Origin of the sequence: Bdellovibrio sp. 22V (assembly GCF_030169785.1) — a bacterium.
In the GTDB taxonomy this organism is placed as follows: Bacteria; Bdellovibrionota; Bdellovibrionia; order Bdellovibrionales; family Bdellovibrionaceae; genus Bdellovibrio.
Map to the genome: position 1 here is coordinate 1,758,625 of NZ_CP125854.1, position 14,923 is coordinate 1,773,547.

General features: G+C 46.8%; 15 protein-coding genes. 5 read left to right on the forward strand and 10 right to left on the reverse strand.

Annotated features, from left to right (window positions below; translation table 11 throughout):
* Positions 1 to 71 precede the first annotated feature (71 nt).
* The 10 genes from QJS83_RS08430 to QJS83_RS08475 all read right to left on the reverse strand — a co-directional run bounded on the left by QJS83_RS08430 (position 72) and on the right by QJS83_RS08475 (position 9,478).
* A complete protein-coding gene (locus QJS83_RS08430) occupies positions 72 to 272 on the reverse strand; it encodes a hypothetical protein (RefSeq protein ID WP_284608741.1) in 201 nt (66 codons plus the stop codon).
* 166 nt (positions 273 to 438) lie between these two features.
* A complete protein-coding gene (locus QJS83_RS08435; protein WP_284608742.1) occupies positions 439 to 741 on the reverse strand; it encodes a hit locus in 303 nt (100 codons plus the stop codon).
* Positions 742 to 757: 16 nt separating this feature from the next.
* Complete coding sequence (locus QJS83_RS08440; protein WP_284608743.1) at positions 758 to 2,410, reverse strand: RHS repeat domain-containing protein; 1,653 nt, start codon at positions 2,408 to 2,410, stop codon at positions 758 to 760.
* A gap of 31 nt (positions 2,411 to 2,441) precedes the next feature.
* Complete coding sequence (locus QJS83_RS08445) at positions 2,442 to 3,317, reverse strand: type II secretion system F family protein (RefSeq protein ID WP_284608744.1); 876 nt, start codon at positions 3,315 to 3,317, stop codon at positions 2,442 to 2,444.
* A 3-nt stretch (positions 3,318 to 3,320) separates the two neighbouring features.
* Positions 3,321 to 5,537, reverse strand: a complete 2,217-nt coding sequence (locus tag QJS83_RS08450; protein WP_284608745.1) for an ATPase, T2SS/T4P/T4SS family — start codon at positions 5,535 to 5,537, stop codon at positions 3,321 to 3,323.
* Positions 5,538 to 5,590: 53 nt separating this feature from the next.
* On the reverse strand, positions 5,591 to 7,120 hold the full coding sequence (locus QJS83_RS08455) for a BON domain-containing protein (RefSeq protein WP_284608746.1): 1,530 nt from the start codon (positions 7,118 to 7,120) through the stop codon (positions 5,591 to 5,593).
* A gap of 30 nt (positions 7,121 to 7,150) precedes the next feature.
* Positions 7,151 to 8,068 (reverse strand): Flp pilus assembly protein CpaB, encoded by a 918-nt coding sequence (gene cpaB, locus QJS83_RS08460; RefSeq protein WP_284608747.1) that lies wholly within the window; start codon positions 8,066 to 8,068, stop codon positions 7,151 to 7,153.
* Positions 8,069 to 8,084: 16 nt separating this feature from the next.
* Positions 8,085 to 8,573, reverse strand: coding sequence for a hypothetical protein (locus QJS83_RS08465; protein ID WP_284608748.1), 489 nt, complete (start codon positions 8,571 to 8,573; stop codon positions 8,085 to 8,087).
* Complete coding sequence (locus tag QJS83_RS08470; RefSeq protein ID WP_284608749.1) at positions 8,567 to 9,217, reverse strand: hypothetical protein; 651 nt, start codon at positions 9,215 to 9,217, stop codon at positions 8,567 to 8,569. The genes QJS83_RS08465 and QJS83_RS08470 overlap by 7 nt, the downstream gene beginning before the upstream one ends.
* Before the next feature lie 9 nt (positions 9,218 to 9,226).
* Positions 9,227 to 9,478 carry a hypothetical protein gene (locus QJS83_RS08475; RefSeq protein ID WP_284608750.1) on the reverse strand — a complete coding sequence of 84 codons (252 nt, stop codon included), beginning with the start codon at positions 9,476 to 9,478 and terminating at the stop codon, positions 9,227 to 9,229.
* Between the two features lie 669 nt (positions 9,479 to 10,147).
* On the opposite strand from QJS83_RS08475, the gene QJS83_RS08480 reads away from it, so the two are divergent.
* The 5 genes from QJS83_RS08480 (at position 10,148) to QJS83_RS08500 (ending at position 14,840) form a co-directional block, all read left to right on the forward strand.
* A complete protein-coding gene (locus QJS83_RS08480; RefSeq protein ID WP_284608751.1) occupies positions 10,148 to 10,579 on the forward strand; it encodes a helix-turn-helix domain-containing protein in 432 nt (143 codons plus the stop codon).
* Positions 10,580 to 10,656: 77 nt separating this feature from the next.
* Entirely contained in the window at positions 10,657 to 11,862 is a 1,206-nt protein-coding gene (locus tag QJS83_RS08485) for a S41 family peptidase (RefSeq protein WP_284608752.1), read from the forward strand.
* Positions 11,863 to 12,027: 165 nt separating this feature from the next.
* Positions 12,028 to 12,645 carry a hypothetical protein gene (locus QJS83_RS08490; RefSeq protein ID WP_284608753.1) on the forward strand — a complete coding sequence of 206 codons (618 nt, stop codon included), beginning with the start codon at positions 12,028 to 12,030 and terminating at the stop codon, positions 12,643 to 12,645.
* A gap of 39 nt (positions 12,646 to 12,684) precedes the next feature.
* A complete protein-coding gene (locus QJS83_RS08495) occupies positions 12,685 to 13,899 on the forward strand; it encodes an RDD family protein (protein ID WP_284608754.1) in 1,215 nt (404 codons plus the stop codon).
* Positions 13,896 to 14,840: a rhomboid family intramembrane serine protease gene (locus QJS83_RS08500; RefSeq protein ID WP_284608755.1), complete on the forward strand. Its 945-nt coding sequence runs from the start codon at positions 13,896 to 13,898 to the stop codon at positions 14,838 to 14,840. The genes QJS83_RS08495 and QJS83_RS08500 overlap by 4 nt, the downstream gene beginning before the upstream one ends.
* Positions 14,841 to 14,923 lie beyond the last annotated feature (83 nt).

Here is a 14,923-nt window from a genome sequence, read left to right on the forward strand (position 1 = left end):
GAGAAGTCACCCTTCCTCGGAGGCATATTCAAATAATCAGGTGGAAACAGGTACCAGGTACCTTTTTCTCATTACTTGATACCTGATTTCGTCGACTCTTTACCCATTTGTGGAGTTGATTTCGCAACTTTCGCCACGCGTACTGGGTTCGTGTTTTTCAATAGGTCATTAGAGGAAGACGCCACTCGATGTGAGCATTTCGGGTTTGCGATCGCTGCAGAGGCAAATGCGATCACAGACATACCAATAACGGCTTTAACGACATTCTTCATAGGTCACTCCTTTATAAAAAGAACTCTTCATAAAGGTTGTAATGCAGCGGGTGTGCCAGGATTTCCGTCTCAGAATGAGACAAATACGTTACATTTGGATCAAAATAAAAGGGCCTTGGTTGCCCAAAGCCCTTTTATGCTTTCGATTGGAAAGAAACTAGACAGTTTAGCGAGTACCCTCTTTGGGAGCCCCTTCAGCACCAGGGCTTGAAGGAGATGCTGGAGACCCTTTTGGTCTATAAGTCGTATCATCGCCTAAACGCGTATGCTTCATACGAGCGATACACTCAGGGCAAGTTCCTACAGCCGCGACGTCAGCCTCAAGAGCTTTGCCGGATCTTGCTTCATTTGGATCTTCTCCAGGATTTACTGTTCTTTTAGCATCGCCTTCTTGCGCCCAAGAAGAAGCTGTGCCGACGAAGGAAAAACCTAGTGCCAACAAAATGGAAAGAGCTACGAGTCTTTTCATATAATCACCTTCTCCTTTATAGATACATTTCTGCGGTTGCAGGGGCAATGATATCTAGCAGGTTATTAAAAGTACTTGCAACTTGCATCGCTACAGAAGGGCCTTCTTTGCTGTCAACTTTGTTGATTTCGCCATTGGGCTTGTAGCTCACCACGATTGTGCCTAATCCAGGACGGGTTACAATGGATGGCTTGCCGTAACGTTCTTCGTACTCGATTTTAACGACCTTCTTCGCTTGATCTGTGATCGTCGCGATACGGCCTCTGTTATCGTAAGTCATATTGATTTTCTGACCGTCGCTATTTTGCGCGAAAGTCAGGTTGCCTTTGCCATCGTATTTAAATTGAGTGGCTTTGACGGAAATCTTTTGGCCTTTTTCATTAAAGAAAGTGCTTGTAACAGAACTTACTTTTTTGATCTTAGGATCGTACTCGTAAGCCATGCGCATGTTTGGCGCCGCTTTTACTTTAACCAATCCATCTGGATAGTATTCGTAAGAAACGCGGTCAGCGTTACGGCGGATGGAAACAGGCTTACCAAATACCTCGTGATAAGTAATGTCTGTTACGTTACCGCTGACAGTGGTCATCACACGTTGCAGGAAGTATTGTCCGTCAGCGCGTTGTTGATGCCAGAATTCATATTTATTATCCGCCATCACTTCTTTGCCGCAGGTCTTTTTTACTGTCGACCAGTAGTGATTCTTCGGATCGTTTTGCGAGAATTCGTATTTATAGTTCTCGATACACTTATCGCGGTCAGCAAAAGCAACGACCCAGTCATTCTTCTTGTCGTACTTGATTGCTACGAATGATTTGTCTGGCCAAGAAGCCTTTGTCAAATTGTGAAGCTCATCGTACTCGTAAGTATATGTCTTCAACCAAGCGTTCTTTACAGACGCAAGGTCATCCAAGTTGGCGAATTTATATTCCGCCATCAAGCCGTTCGGGCCTGTGATGGATTTAACTTTCTTGTTTTGGAAGTATTTGAAATTTAAACGACGGCCATTGTTATCTTGGATAGAGGCAATAACGTCTTTGTCGTAATCGAACTTCAAATAGTTGCCGTTTTTGTCGTAGATGTGAGTCATCTTTCCTTGCGGGCTGAAACGCTGAGCGCTCCCGTCTGGAAGATTACGCGTGTAATGCGTTTTATTGAAAACAAAGTGTTCGACCTCTTTGCCGTTGGCATAGAACTTCGTGCCCTCTTTCACAGGAACACTGATTCCATATTGAGTGGCGTACTCAGAGCGAAGATTGTCGTCTTCAAGAAGTTGAGTTTTCAAATTATTGATGTAAGCCTCAGTGACGCCCACTTTTTTCTCGGCCTTCATCTTTGTAACGATTTGAGAAATTGTAGATTCAATATCTTTACGAGTGACTTCGCGAGGAGCGAAAGTAACCTCTAAACCGCCGCCGCACTCTTTGATTTTGATATTGCCTTCTGCATTTACTTCCATCGAAGTTTCAAAATCAGAACACCATCCAAACCCAAACATTCCATTAAAAAGAGAACGGCTGTTGTAAGTGCGAACGATCTTCAGATCATAACCACTTCCAGGAACATCCATATCAATCCATGTATTGGAATAGTTGGCATTTTTCATATCCACAAGAGCAAAAGCTTGTGCTGAAAAAAGAAAAGCGAACGCCAAAATTGCTTTCTTCATTATAGATTACCTCTTCCTTGAAACTGACAAACTACACTTTGATGGTAACAAGTTTTTTAATTATTACGCCACCGATTATTTGGAGAGAGAGCATCACGAACAGTAACACTAGACCAAGGGTTGTGCTAAACATTGGTTTGATGAATGCCGGATCTATCACAAGAAACACGGCCATCAAGATAAACGGAATCATGGTGACGATAATCCCTTGCATGAGACCCTGTGCGGTCAAAGCTTGAATTTTTTTCTCTACCTTTTGTCTCTCACGAATCACCATGACGATGGTCTGGAATGTCTCTGCCAAGTTACCGCCGGTCTCTTTAAGAATATTGATCGACGTTACGAACATTTGTACGTCAGGGCGAGGAATGCGATTTCCTAAATCGTTCAAAGCGCTTTCGAAACTGTCGCCGACTTGCATTTGATAAAGTACTTGTGCGAACTCTTGGCTGATCGGGTTTCCCATGATCTCCACGACGCGCTTCATGGATTCCTGTGGATTGGATCCGGCTTTAATACCGTTGGCCATGATTGTAAGACCGTCCACCATTTGATCTACGAAACGTGTGCAACGCTGTTCGTAAATCAAGCGCACGAGTAAAAGAGGAAGCTGCCAGCCTGCGACCGTAATAGAAGCGCCGAAGACGAAGCCCATAAGAACGTTGGGCCAGAATGCCAAGAACACCAAGGCACCCACACCAAAGCTCATCAGGAGGATAAGAATGGTGATCTTCTTTTCGTCAACGTCATTTCCCATCAAACGAAGAAGTTTGATCACTTGATCACGCTGCCCAAGGCTGCGCTTATGAAGCCATGCGATTGCTTTGTCGGCCCAAAGGATAACAAAGATAAAAACGCAGATTCCAAAAAGTGGGATCATCACCCATTCGTTAAATAAGAACTTCATCTACTACCCCGATTTTTTCACCGGTGCGACTCCTGGCATTTTTGGCATAGCCGCTGCGATAGGCGGTTTCGGCTGTGCTGCTGCCGGGTTGTTTGTATTTGGATCATTCGCAAAGATCTCACGAGGAATCACAACACCTTTATCGCTCAGCTTTTGGATAAAGCTTGGGATTGTACCTGTTGCCTGGAAGACCCCTTGGATCTTTCTGTTTTTGTCGTAACCTGTTTCTTTGAATCTGAAGATCTCTGCCAAAGTAACAACGTCACCTTGCATACCTGCGACTTCCGTAATGCTTAAAAGCTTACGGCTACCGTCAGAAAGACGCGAGATTTGCACGATCAAGTTGACTGCGCCGGCGATTTGTTCACGGATCGCGCGGACAGGAAGCTCCATACCCGACATCATACAAAGCGTTTCCAGACGCGCAATACATTCACGTGGACTGTTGGCGTGAGTCGTTGTCATAGAGCCATCGTGACCTGTATTCATCGCTTGCAACATATCAAGAGCGGCGCCGTCACGGCACTCACCCACGATGATGCGGTCGGGACGCATACGCAGGGCATTTTTGATCAAGTCACGAATCGTGACTGCGTTAGTTCCTTCCATAGAAGCGGGACGTGTCTCCAGACGGACGACGTGTTCCTGCTGCAATTGCAACTCGGCCGCGTCCTCGACGGTGATCACACGTTCATTCGAAGGAATGAATGAGGAAAGCATATTCAACAAAGAGGTTTTACCTGAACCAGTACCACCAGAGATAACAACGTTCAAACCGTTTTCCACGCAGATGCGAAGGAAGTCGATCATGTTTTTCGTTGTACTTCCGTAGTTGATGTATTTTTCAGGAGTAATACCGCCTTTTTTAAATTTACGAATCGTCAAAGCCGGTCCGTCGATCGCAAGAGGTTCAATCACGGCGTTCACACGCGATCCATCTTTCAAGCGCGCATCCACGTAAGGTGTAGAGTCGTTGATTTGACGGCCGAGAGGAGTCACGATCCTTTCAATAATACGACGAAGGTGATCATTCGATGTGAATGTCACTGGACTTAGCTGAACCTTTCCGCCTTTTTCAAGAAAGATTTTTCTGAAACCATTTACCATGATCTCTGAAACATCCGGATCGGCGAGAAGGTCTTCCAAAGGACCTAAGCCCAAAGCCTCTTCTAAAACTTCTTTGATAATTTTAGAACGCTCTTCACGCGCAAGATCAGGAGCTTCACGGTCGACAATCAGAGTGATTTCTCTTTTCGTTTTCTCGCGAACTTCTTTTTCTTTGTTCTCGTCCTGTTTGCCATCGACCAGAAGTTTTTTAAGATCGACCGTGCGGATCAATTCATTGTGCACACGGATCTTGAGCAGCGTGCGCGCATCCATCCCCGCAGTGGCTATTGCACCCGCAGTTCCGTCGGCAGCAGAGGCCGCAGCCGGTGCAGGAGGTTTGGGACGAGAAACGGTTTTAAGTCTTTGCAGAACTCCGCCCGTTAACTTACGAGCGACATCATAATAAGCCGCAGTCACCGGAGCTTTCGGCGAAGAGATTACAAAAGGCGTGTACTTCTGCAAAGCCATCATAGATGTGGCTTCGTCTTGAGGAATAATTCCTAAGAATGGAAGCTGTAACTGATTTGAAATCGTTTGCGGCGACAATCCCGTCGGTGACGCTTTATTGATAACGAGCTGAAACATATCTTTCGGCAACGTTGCAGAAAGAAGTTCATTGATAAGACGTTGAGTCTGCGTAACGACAAGAACTTCAGGGCTGGTCACGATCATGATCGCAGTGGCTTCTTGAAGTACCGCCATCTGCGCAGGACCCAAATCAGTGCCGACGTCGACGATCACAAATTTGAAAGCACGACTGAAAAATTCCATGAGCTTGCCAAGAAGATCCGGAGAAATATTCAATGCTTCTTCAGGGCCGCGAACCGCACCCAAGTAGGCGAGACCTGACTGGTGCATCGTCACGAGAGTGTTCATCGGCTGAGAGTTGAGTGAGCCTTGGAAGTTCGCAAGTTCTTTCAAAGTTTTTTGCGGCTTCAAACCCATGATGACGTTCTGATCGCCGACGGATTTTGCGTCAGCATCAACAAGAAGCACTTGCGTGCGAAGTTCTGTCATGAGGGTGCAAGCAAGATTGGCTGCAAAGACGCTCTTTCCGACGCCGCCTTTACCGCCAACAACTGCGATGAGATTACAATTAGGATTAATAGCCAATGCAGACCTCCAAACGACTTATCGGCGTAAAGAGGAGGCCCGTTTACGAGATCTTAGTCGCGTAAACGGAACTTCTTCTTAATTTGCTCTGCTCCAGAGCTTGCAGAAGTCTTCACGATGGGGGTCACAAACACAACAAACTGACTTTGTTGTTTGATGAAGTCTTTAGATGCATACAAACTGATGATCGGGTTCTTTTGTCCAGCTGGACGATTGTAACCCGTTGCTGTGGAGTTACGGATCAAACCGCCCACAGCCGCACTTTGACGGTCACGCACAGTCACCGTGCTCGTCATTTCATTGGCACTCGTGATCGGCGCGCCATTCGGCGTATTACCGACCAAGCTGCTCACTTTAAACATCATCTCCATGTGCACGCTTCCGGATTTTTCACCCAAAAGAACCGGAGTGATTGCCGTCACGATACCGACTTCCGCGAAGGCAGTTCCTTGTGTTCCATCTTTTCCGATCACAGGATAAGGTTGGTTCGTCACTTGCTTGATTTCACCTTTTTTGCCGTCTTCCACGATCAAGCTTGTACTTTCAAGAACACGCGCATGACCATGCTGTTTCGCCCAGTTCAATTTAGGCAAAAGGTTGGAAACAGTTCCCGTGATAGAACTGATCACACCACCTGGTGAGTCCCCACCGGTTTGGAAAGTCATCTGCGAGTTATCACCCAATTCCGGAGTGAACTGGAACTTAAATGCTTTTGAGTAGTCTTTGTTCAACTCAACGTAGTGAACGACGAGTTGGATCATCTTAGACGGTGGTTTTGGTGCCGCTTCCTTGATTTGGATAAGGTTGATGACACCGTCATTCGCCGGTTTACGCTTTTTGATGACACCTTTTTCTTCCGCCGCTTCAATCACGATATCCGGAAGATAGGTTTTCGCCACGATCTCGGCGCGTTTTGATTCCTCTTCGCTGTTTGCCCAGCCTTGAAGGATGATTTTATCATTCACGGCACGAACTTCGATTTCGGGATTGTTGATATCGCGAGCGATAAACTCGGCGATTTTCTTTTGCGCCAACGGACTTAAAGTCACAAGCGAAGATGCTTGTTCGCCAAATTGTTGAACAACGTTATAAATGCGCGCCAAGTCCTTTGGTAAAAGGATCTGGCCATCGACGACAACGCGATTGTTTACGATCTTGATGTTGATGCCTTCAATATCGCCAAGGAGGGCGCGCATTTCACGCACCACTTTGTCGAGCTTGCTTTTCTTCACGTCAATACGATACTCAGCAACGATTTTACCATTGCGTTTGTCATGGATTGTAAGTGTCGCAAAACCTTCGCCTCTAGGTGTGAAGCGAATGACATTGAGATCTTTAGCGTAAGCCGCCGTCACGATACGACGGAAGTCACCTTTAAACTCGATACTGTCTGGAAGCGGGGGAAGCTTCTCATCTTGTTCGATTCCAAGAGTCAGGTTGATGAATTTACGAGAGCGGTAAGCACCAGTGGCTTCGTCACCCGAAGATGTCGAAGGTTCGGCCACAAGTTCTTCTTGCGCAAGGGCCACGCTTCCGCAGCAGAGGCTGATCAGCAGTCCTGCGAGTAAAAAATGTTTTCTCATAAATCCCCCTTATTCCCCTTCTAGACCCAATTACAGAGTTTGAAATCCATTGCCGCGAGGTCTTTGTGCTGGCGGAGGTGCTTGTCGTTGTTGTTGTACAGGCGGAGTATAAACTGGTCGTGGCGGCATCGCGATGGCAGGGGCCGCAGGCGCGCCATCAAGTGCTACCACAGGTTTGCCAAGAACCGAGTCCGACGTGGAGCTGGGCATTCTTGGCGGAACTGTTCTGTCGTTTGAGTTTCGCAAAGCGAAGAACAAGTTTCCTGGAGCGGTTGAAAGAATATAGAAAAGGTCCTGCGCCTCTTTCGGAGTCGCTTCAACCGTGATCGTCGTATATTTTGTGTCTCCCGTAAGGGCGATCTGAGTCAGATTTTTTCCCGTGGAATCCAATTCGAACATGCGCGGAATGTTGTTCACAACGCTCACGCCTGTCGCCAAAACGACAACGTCCGACATCATCGCAAAAACTTCACGACGTTGATTCACACCTTTTCCTGTGTCGACAGCGGCGTAGATATCCACGCGATCACCAGGACGAATAAGTTTCGCAACACCACGGACTTCATCCACGGGAATTGTCACGGCTCTTTTGCTTGGCGCCACTTGCAAAGCAATACCTGTGTCAGGGCCCGGAGTAAGAAGATTGTTCTTCACAACCATCTGTCCTTTACGGATAGGTACTGCCGCAACGTTACCGATGATTTCATCAGGAACAGTGATTGCGTCCGGCTGAATAAAGTCAGCGGGAAGTTCTTTTGTTTCAACCATTGTATCGTAGATTGTTTGCATTTCTGCGATATCTTCTTTTGCAACCACGACACGTTTAGTGGAACCGAAGCGCTTGTCGTACTCGGCTTTCTTTTCCTGCGAATAGCTGTAGAGCAAGAACGTCGCAAAGACACCTGCTGCGATGGAAAGCCATAAGTTTCTTGTCTCATTCGATCCCATAAAGTCCTACTTCTTTCTAAGTGCCGCACTTAGCATTTAAACAAATGCCATACGTTGTTTTGATCCAAATGGGGTTCACGCCGATGGTTTCGTTTCTGCCTTCAGGAATTCCACGCACAGTCGAGTGAACATTTTTACTGTTCCCGACGATGTCTGCGGCTCTCTTAGGCTGAAAATTCATAAAATCAATTGTTCTGGATGATGCCACCCAGTTGTCTCCGCCTTTGGAAGACTCTGAAACAGTTCCATGCACGCGCATGCCGACTTGGGAATACTCAATCACGTCAGCTCCGATGTTGCGGAAGTACGTAAGATTGGAACGGTTGCGAAAGGTTTCAAAGGCATAGTTTCTTGAAGCAATCGAGTTCAAAATGCCTGTGTGAATAGCGCCAAAGAATCCCAAGGAGAAATTCACGAAAAGAACAATAATGACAAGGATGGGGATCATTTCAAAGATCGCCATCCCTTTTTCATTGCGAATGAAGGACTTACGTTTTTTTAGCATCCGTTGTCCTCCATCGGTACATACTTATTCGCGCCGGATCCGCCCAGTACCTTGTAGCGGGGGTCGAGATTTAAAATCGCTGAGTAGCGCTGTTTGATTTGCAAATCCCAACATTCTTTGAACGTGGGTTCGCGAATCAAAAGGCCTGTGACTTTAGCCGTAAAACCTTCGCCGTTAGGATCGTCACTTGTCGAACCAAGGAAGGCGATTTTTACGCTGAGGAGTTTTGGATTGTAATTAAAGCGCACGCCGACTTGAGGCACGCGATCGGCAACGACCTTGTAGTCGTTTTCAAATGTGTTGCCGTTCAATCCACCCTGACGGATATCCAGATCCGTTAAAGTGAACCAACCGCCATCTGGGTTGTTAAAGAGAGGTTTTAAAACGGCGTTATTAACTAAAGCTTTGAATTTGTCTTCGCCCATCTGCTTTTGCCTGTCTGTATCGAGGTGTCCGGCAGCGTGAGCACGCGAAGTAGAGAAGGCGATATATTGCGCCACTTCGGCCATTGAGAGCGTGAAGTTCAATGCGAATAAAACAATGCACAAGCCCGCGCTCAAGACGAGAGCAAAAATAAACTCGGCGGAAAGCATTCCGCGGGAGTTTTGCACTGGTTTAAAGATTCCGGCATTGAACCTTTTCATGCGCTCCTTCTAGTTGGGTTTCACGGTGAGCGAGCGGTCGATCTGATTGGGATGCAACTGACGAGCTTTGTCAGGCGTATCCCATACTCCCGCTTCGATCATTCCAGAAACTTTTTGCCATGGGCCAGCGATCATCTTTGCTAAGAACTTGCTTTCGCGAAGCTGATTTGTGGCCCAGAGAAAAACACTGATGGTGACAATCATCATAAGGACTGTCTCGATCACAAACTGACCTTTGTTATTAGATACAGCTCGTTTCATCAGTTACCTGTCCATCCAATGTGATTGCCCCGTTCAGGCTTAAAGCCATCTCCTGTCGCCAATTGCTGTTCAACTCGAGCGCCCAAACGAGGACCCGAATTGCGAAAAGCGTCCCCTGGAGCTGTCATATAAAACTTCAGCCCAATGAAAAACGCAGCAAATAGCAACAGGACGTACTCTATGGTCATCCAACCTCCAAAGTGGAGTAATCAGAGACTACTGAACTTGACCGATCATGCCTTGAAGCTCACTGATCTTACCGCTCACAGTCGTTTTGATTTTTTATTTTAAAAAAAAAACACAAACAAACACCACAACCAAATTTTATGGGGCGTCGTGGGCCTTGGGGGCCTGTGTTTAAGGTTGATCCGAAGGGAGGCCTTTGCCGGCGCCACGATGGCGCGAACCGCCCGGAAGGGCGGCGGCAACAGAGCCCGGACGGCGTGCCTTCCGAAGCGACCAACCTTAAACACAGGTCCTCAAGGCCCCCACCGAACCCCCATAAAAATCAAGCGCGAACCCGGAGCCAGAGAAAAGTCCAGTGTTTCAGCGGTTTTAAACTGTCTCAAAAAAAAATTGCAACTGGCCCTAAATTCTCAGCGTGATACGCCGATAGGTACAAAGTGAGTCAATTAGCACTTGTTAATGTTTCAAAAGGGGAGGACTAGAATGTCACGCACAGTAATGATCGTGGTGAGCGATAACCAGGAAACGATTGAGAACACAAAGAAGTACTGGGAGAACCATGATGTGACAGTTCAAGCATATTCGTCAGCACAATGGCGCGAAGGTCTTGATAATGCGTTTTTCAGACAACAACTTGTAGCGGGAGTTCCTGCATTGATCTCTGGCAACAGCCCAGTGAATTCAGATGTCGGTGGAAATGTTATCCAATTCCCAACAGCTACATCTTCATCAACGAGCGTACAAAAGATGGAAGAGCTAGAAGCTCATGCTATCGAAAATGCGATCGTACAATATAAAGGCAACCTCACTGAGGCGGCTAAAGCTTTGGGTATCGGTCGCGCGACTCTTTACCGCAAAGTGAAGCAATACCACATTGATCCTTCTGCAGCTCGCAAGAAGAAAGTGGCTGCTTAAGACCCTTTTGAATTGAAAACGAAAGACCGGGTGTGTGAGCGCTCGGTCTTTTTTTTCTGAATCAAAGTCATCCAGCCATGAGTCGTCTGCTTGCCGTACTTCTTGCACTAACTTGCGCTTTCGGAGCGTATCACTTCACCTTGAAGAGAGGTTTCGTAAACCCGTATCCTGTGGTTTGCGATCTTGTCGCGGAAAAAATCTTTCTGGGCGACGAACAAATAAAAAAATGGAAGCGCACCTGCCATCGCCGAAGTCGTTTGGTGACGCCGTATTCTCCAAAAAGTCTTATCATCAAAGATATTAATAATGTGTTGGGGCTCCTCAACGTTTCTCATCTCGAGGTCTATGACTCTTCCGAAGTGAAGAGTATCTGGAGAGGTGAAACTTTAGAGACCGGTATTGAATCCGAATTCGTGGACAGCGAGCTGGTGATTTTCAAAGTGCATCCGCAATCTCCCGCAGCGATATTAGGTCTGAAAAAAGGCGACGTCATTAAAAGCATCAAGGGTGAACAACCGAATCCTTGGGATGCCTCGACGGAAGACGGCAATTACGTTATCGAGCGCGGTGACAAAGAACTCAGCATTAAAATGAAAACGGGCTCGTTCACTCGCTCTGAAGGTGTGAACTTTGAGAAGCTCAGCGAAAAAACGGCCGTGATTCAGATTCCGTCTTTCCGTTCGCAGTTTTTTTCTGAAGAAGAAGTGAAAAAAGTGGCAGAGCAAATCAAAGATATGAAACGTCTTGTTGTGGATTTGCGCGGAAATCCGGGTGGCAATTTTGTTGCCGGCTTAAGATTTCTTTCGCTCTTTATTTGTGCGCCGGAAGAAATCGGCCGCTTGTCAAAACCGCGCGCGAAAGTCACGACAGTGGCAGAGCTGCCGAATGACTTGAAAGACGAAAATCAATTAGAGGTCCTCGACGCCAACAAAGAAGTCATTTTGAAAACTTTCAAACAAGACACTTGTTATCACGGCGACGTTCGTGTTTTGGTAGACGGGAAAACGGCTTCCGTTGCCGAGATGGTGGCGCAAGCGTTGAAAGAGTTTAAGAAGGCGCCACTGCTTGGAAGCCCAAGTCGTGGTCAACTTCTTGTCGGCGTTTGGTATCCGCTGAATGAAGTGGGTCCAGGTGTGCAGATCTCTGTGCCGGAAGCTCTCTATTTGAGTCACAAGAATTACCGGATCGAGGGACAAGGTGTGGAGTTGGATAAAGTGCTCTATTACAATCTTTCGGAAATGCAGGCGGGGATTGATTCTTGGGTGAAAAAGGCCCTCGACTAGACCTGTTAATTAGCAGATTTTTGCGCATCAAAATGAGATGATCAAATTGGTACGTCAAACATCTTTTGTTCGTCTGTTAATGTCTTTTGCAACAAAAGAGAATAGGTTAGACTTATAAACGGCACACCCTTCGCAGTGAATGACAATATCAGCGAGGGGTTTATTATGAGGAACGCAAACGTGATTGAATTTCCCAAAGCACAGTCTGTAAGAAAAAGATTGCAGGACAAAGCACAGGAACAAAAAGCCGTGCTGATTCTTTCTATCGCATCAGTTCTTATTATGACGGTTTTCCTCAATCAATGGTTGGTCCAAGGACCAGACAAATCCCTTGTCACAAACGGCAATCGTGAAATCGCCAGCTTTCAGCCGGCAAGTTTTGCGAAAGACGTGAAGTGGGAACAAGATCTTGCGAAAAAAATGGCGGCGGATAAAAACGCGATCTCGGCAGCTTTAGCGGAGTCTCCGACATTGCGTGATGAGTTGGTGTTTGGCTACCTTGAAGGCAAATACGGCATGAAGTTGTCCCAAGGGCGCATTCAAAGTCTTGAGTTCATTGATGCTCAAGCCGGTGAAACGCCGATGGCTATCGCTGACAAGGCGGAGTTTCTTACCAAGTACTCTGAAGCCTTCGGTATGAACTTTAATGAAGTAAGCCTGGCGCAAAACTCGGACAATGAATTGATTTACAGTTTGATTTCTCCGGCAAAAGAAATCGTCGGTCAGGCGAAATTTTTGACGGACGATCAAGGTCGAGTTCAAGCCATCAATTTCACACAATAATCACTTTAGTCTTTCCTGTCCCAAGCCGATACGATCTGTATGGTATTTCCAGATCTATCGGCTCCAGAAACAAAGCCGCAAAAAAATAAAAGTGCTCATCAATCCATCGCTTCGATTTCAGACCGCTTTATCGCGCTGATTTTGGATTTTCTGATTTTCTCGCCGATCGTGAGTTTGTTCATCGCGGGGCTGGTTCGTCAGACGAAAACCTATTTCTTGCTGAATGTGTCTTCACAGGAAGGCATGGTGGCGGCGGGGCTTGTTGTGGCCCTCATCGTTTTCTTTGTGACGTTGTTGCAGACAGTATTTCTGTATTACTGGCAAGCGACGCCAGGCCAATTGTTTTTGCAACTTAAAGTGATTGGTTATCCGCATGAGCAAGAACGTTTAACCCTCAATCAATGTCTTTTGCGTGCATTCTCGTGGTGCTTGGGCTTCTTGGCCTTTGCGGTTCCGTATCTTGAGATTGCGAGCCATCCTTTGCGTCGGGCTTTTCATGAAAGAGTTTCCGACACGATGGTTATCACTCTTAAGAAAACGGGCGATGAAGGTCCTTACCCTTTGGAGATGCGTTTCCTTTCCGCATGGATGCGCATGAGCTTTTTGTTTTTGCTGTTGTTCGGCGTCTTGGGCTTTTTCAAAACGTATCATTCATTAATGGCGGGACATTACCGCGAAGAGGACAAAGCGACCGCTTTAGCATGTAAAGAAATTAAAGAGTCAGACTCTGCGGGTACGTCACGTTTGGATGTGGCGATTGCGATGTTCTTGTTAAACGAAATTCCGGCGGAGTGTTTGGACAAAGAAGCCGAAGCGTTTTTGTGGAGCGATTCGAAAGAAACGCGCAGCCTTGCTTATCTTGCGAAGTATATGATCGCAGACGGAAAAGCCCAGGATCAGTATTTCGATAAAGCGTGCGAGGACAGAGATGCTTCAAGCTGTGCATTGGCTCGCTATCTGGGTGAAGACGGGGAAGCCGAAGATCTCGTTGGTGTTGACAATAAACTTTTGACTGCGCGTCTTTTGCAGTCGGAAGAGAAGTTTACGAAAAGTGATTTCATCGGCAGTTTGAAACTGATTGAAGATCTGCAAAAAGTTCCGGGTTTGAAGGCTGGTTTGGAAAAACGTTTCGTGCGTTCCGTCTGGGCTTTGCGCGGCGATGAAGTTCCTACGGCAAACAGCGGCCGTATGCCAGCGAGTGCAGAGAAAGACTCTTGGATCGAAACGTTCAAAGAACGTTATGAGGTTCCATGATTTTACCTTGCCCTGAAAACAACTTCAAAGACTACACTCGCTATCCGTTGACAATCACGTTGGCGGTATTGAACGTGTTTATTTTTGTTTTGATTTTCAGTGGCGCAACGACCTCAGGTTTATCTTCATCATCTTTGTTGCAAAAAGACGGATTGGTTTTAACCGGGCGTCTTTATTATCAGTATCTCCAGGATCTTCCCGCGGAAACTCTTTATGAAAAACCGCAATGGGTGCATCAGCTCAAAGCTCATAATCTGGAACATATGGGAGTTTTGGGAGCGTATGCTCTTCGTGATGCGCGGTTTTTAAGTTCCGCCGAGCAATTGATTTTTCGCGGTGACGACGTGCAAATCTCTACGTGGAAAAAAGACTTCGTCGAGTTTCGGAAAAAATATCAGCAGCAGCTTCTTTATCGTTTCGGTTTGAGTTCTTCGGAGCGAGGCCCGCTTTCCTGGCTGACCTATCAGTTTTCGCATTCGAACTGGATGCATCTTTTGTCGAACCTGGCGTTCCTTGTCTTAATCGGTGCGGCCGTTGAAGCGTTGGCGGGCAGCGGAGCTCTTCTTTTGATTTACATGCTGGGCGGTTTAGCCGGCGGTGCCGGGTTTCTTTTAACGGAAGCGCACGGGACTGTTCCGATGGTGGGAGCTTCAGCCTCCATTAGTGCGCTCTTGGCATTTTATTGTATTGCGGAAATCCGAACCAGAGTTCGCTTTTTGTATATTGTTTCACCTATGCCCGGGCATCATGGAGCGATTTTTTTGCCGACGCTCATGATTGTGCCTTTGTTTTTAATCGTGGATTTGGCCAATCTCTGGTCGACGCCTGAGGGCTTAGGGAGTGGGGTCGCTTATGCTGCTCATCTCGGAGGCACTCTTTTAGGAGCATTAGCGGGGGTTCTTTACAGATGGAAGTCCTCGGCCGTTTTAACACAATCCTGACATTGTATATTATATATACCCGTTGACAGAAATATTACCGATGGGCCACATTGGCGGGCAGAGGCTGAACATCACCCCCCACA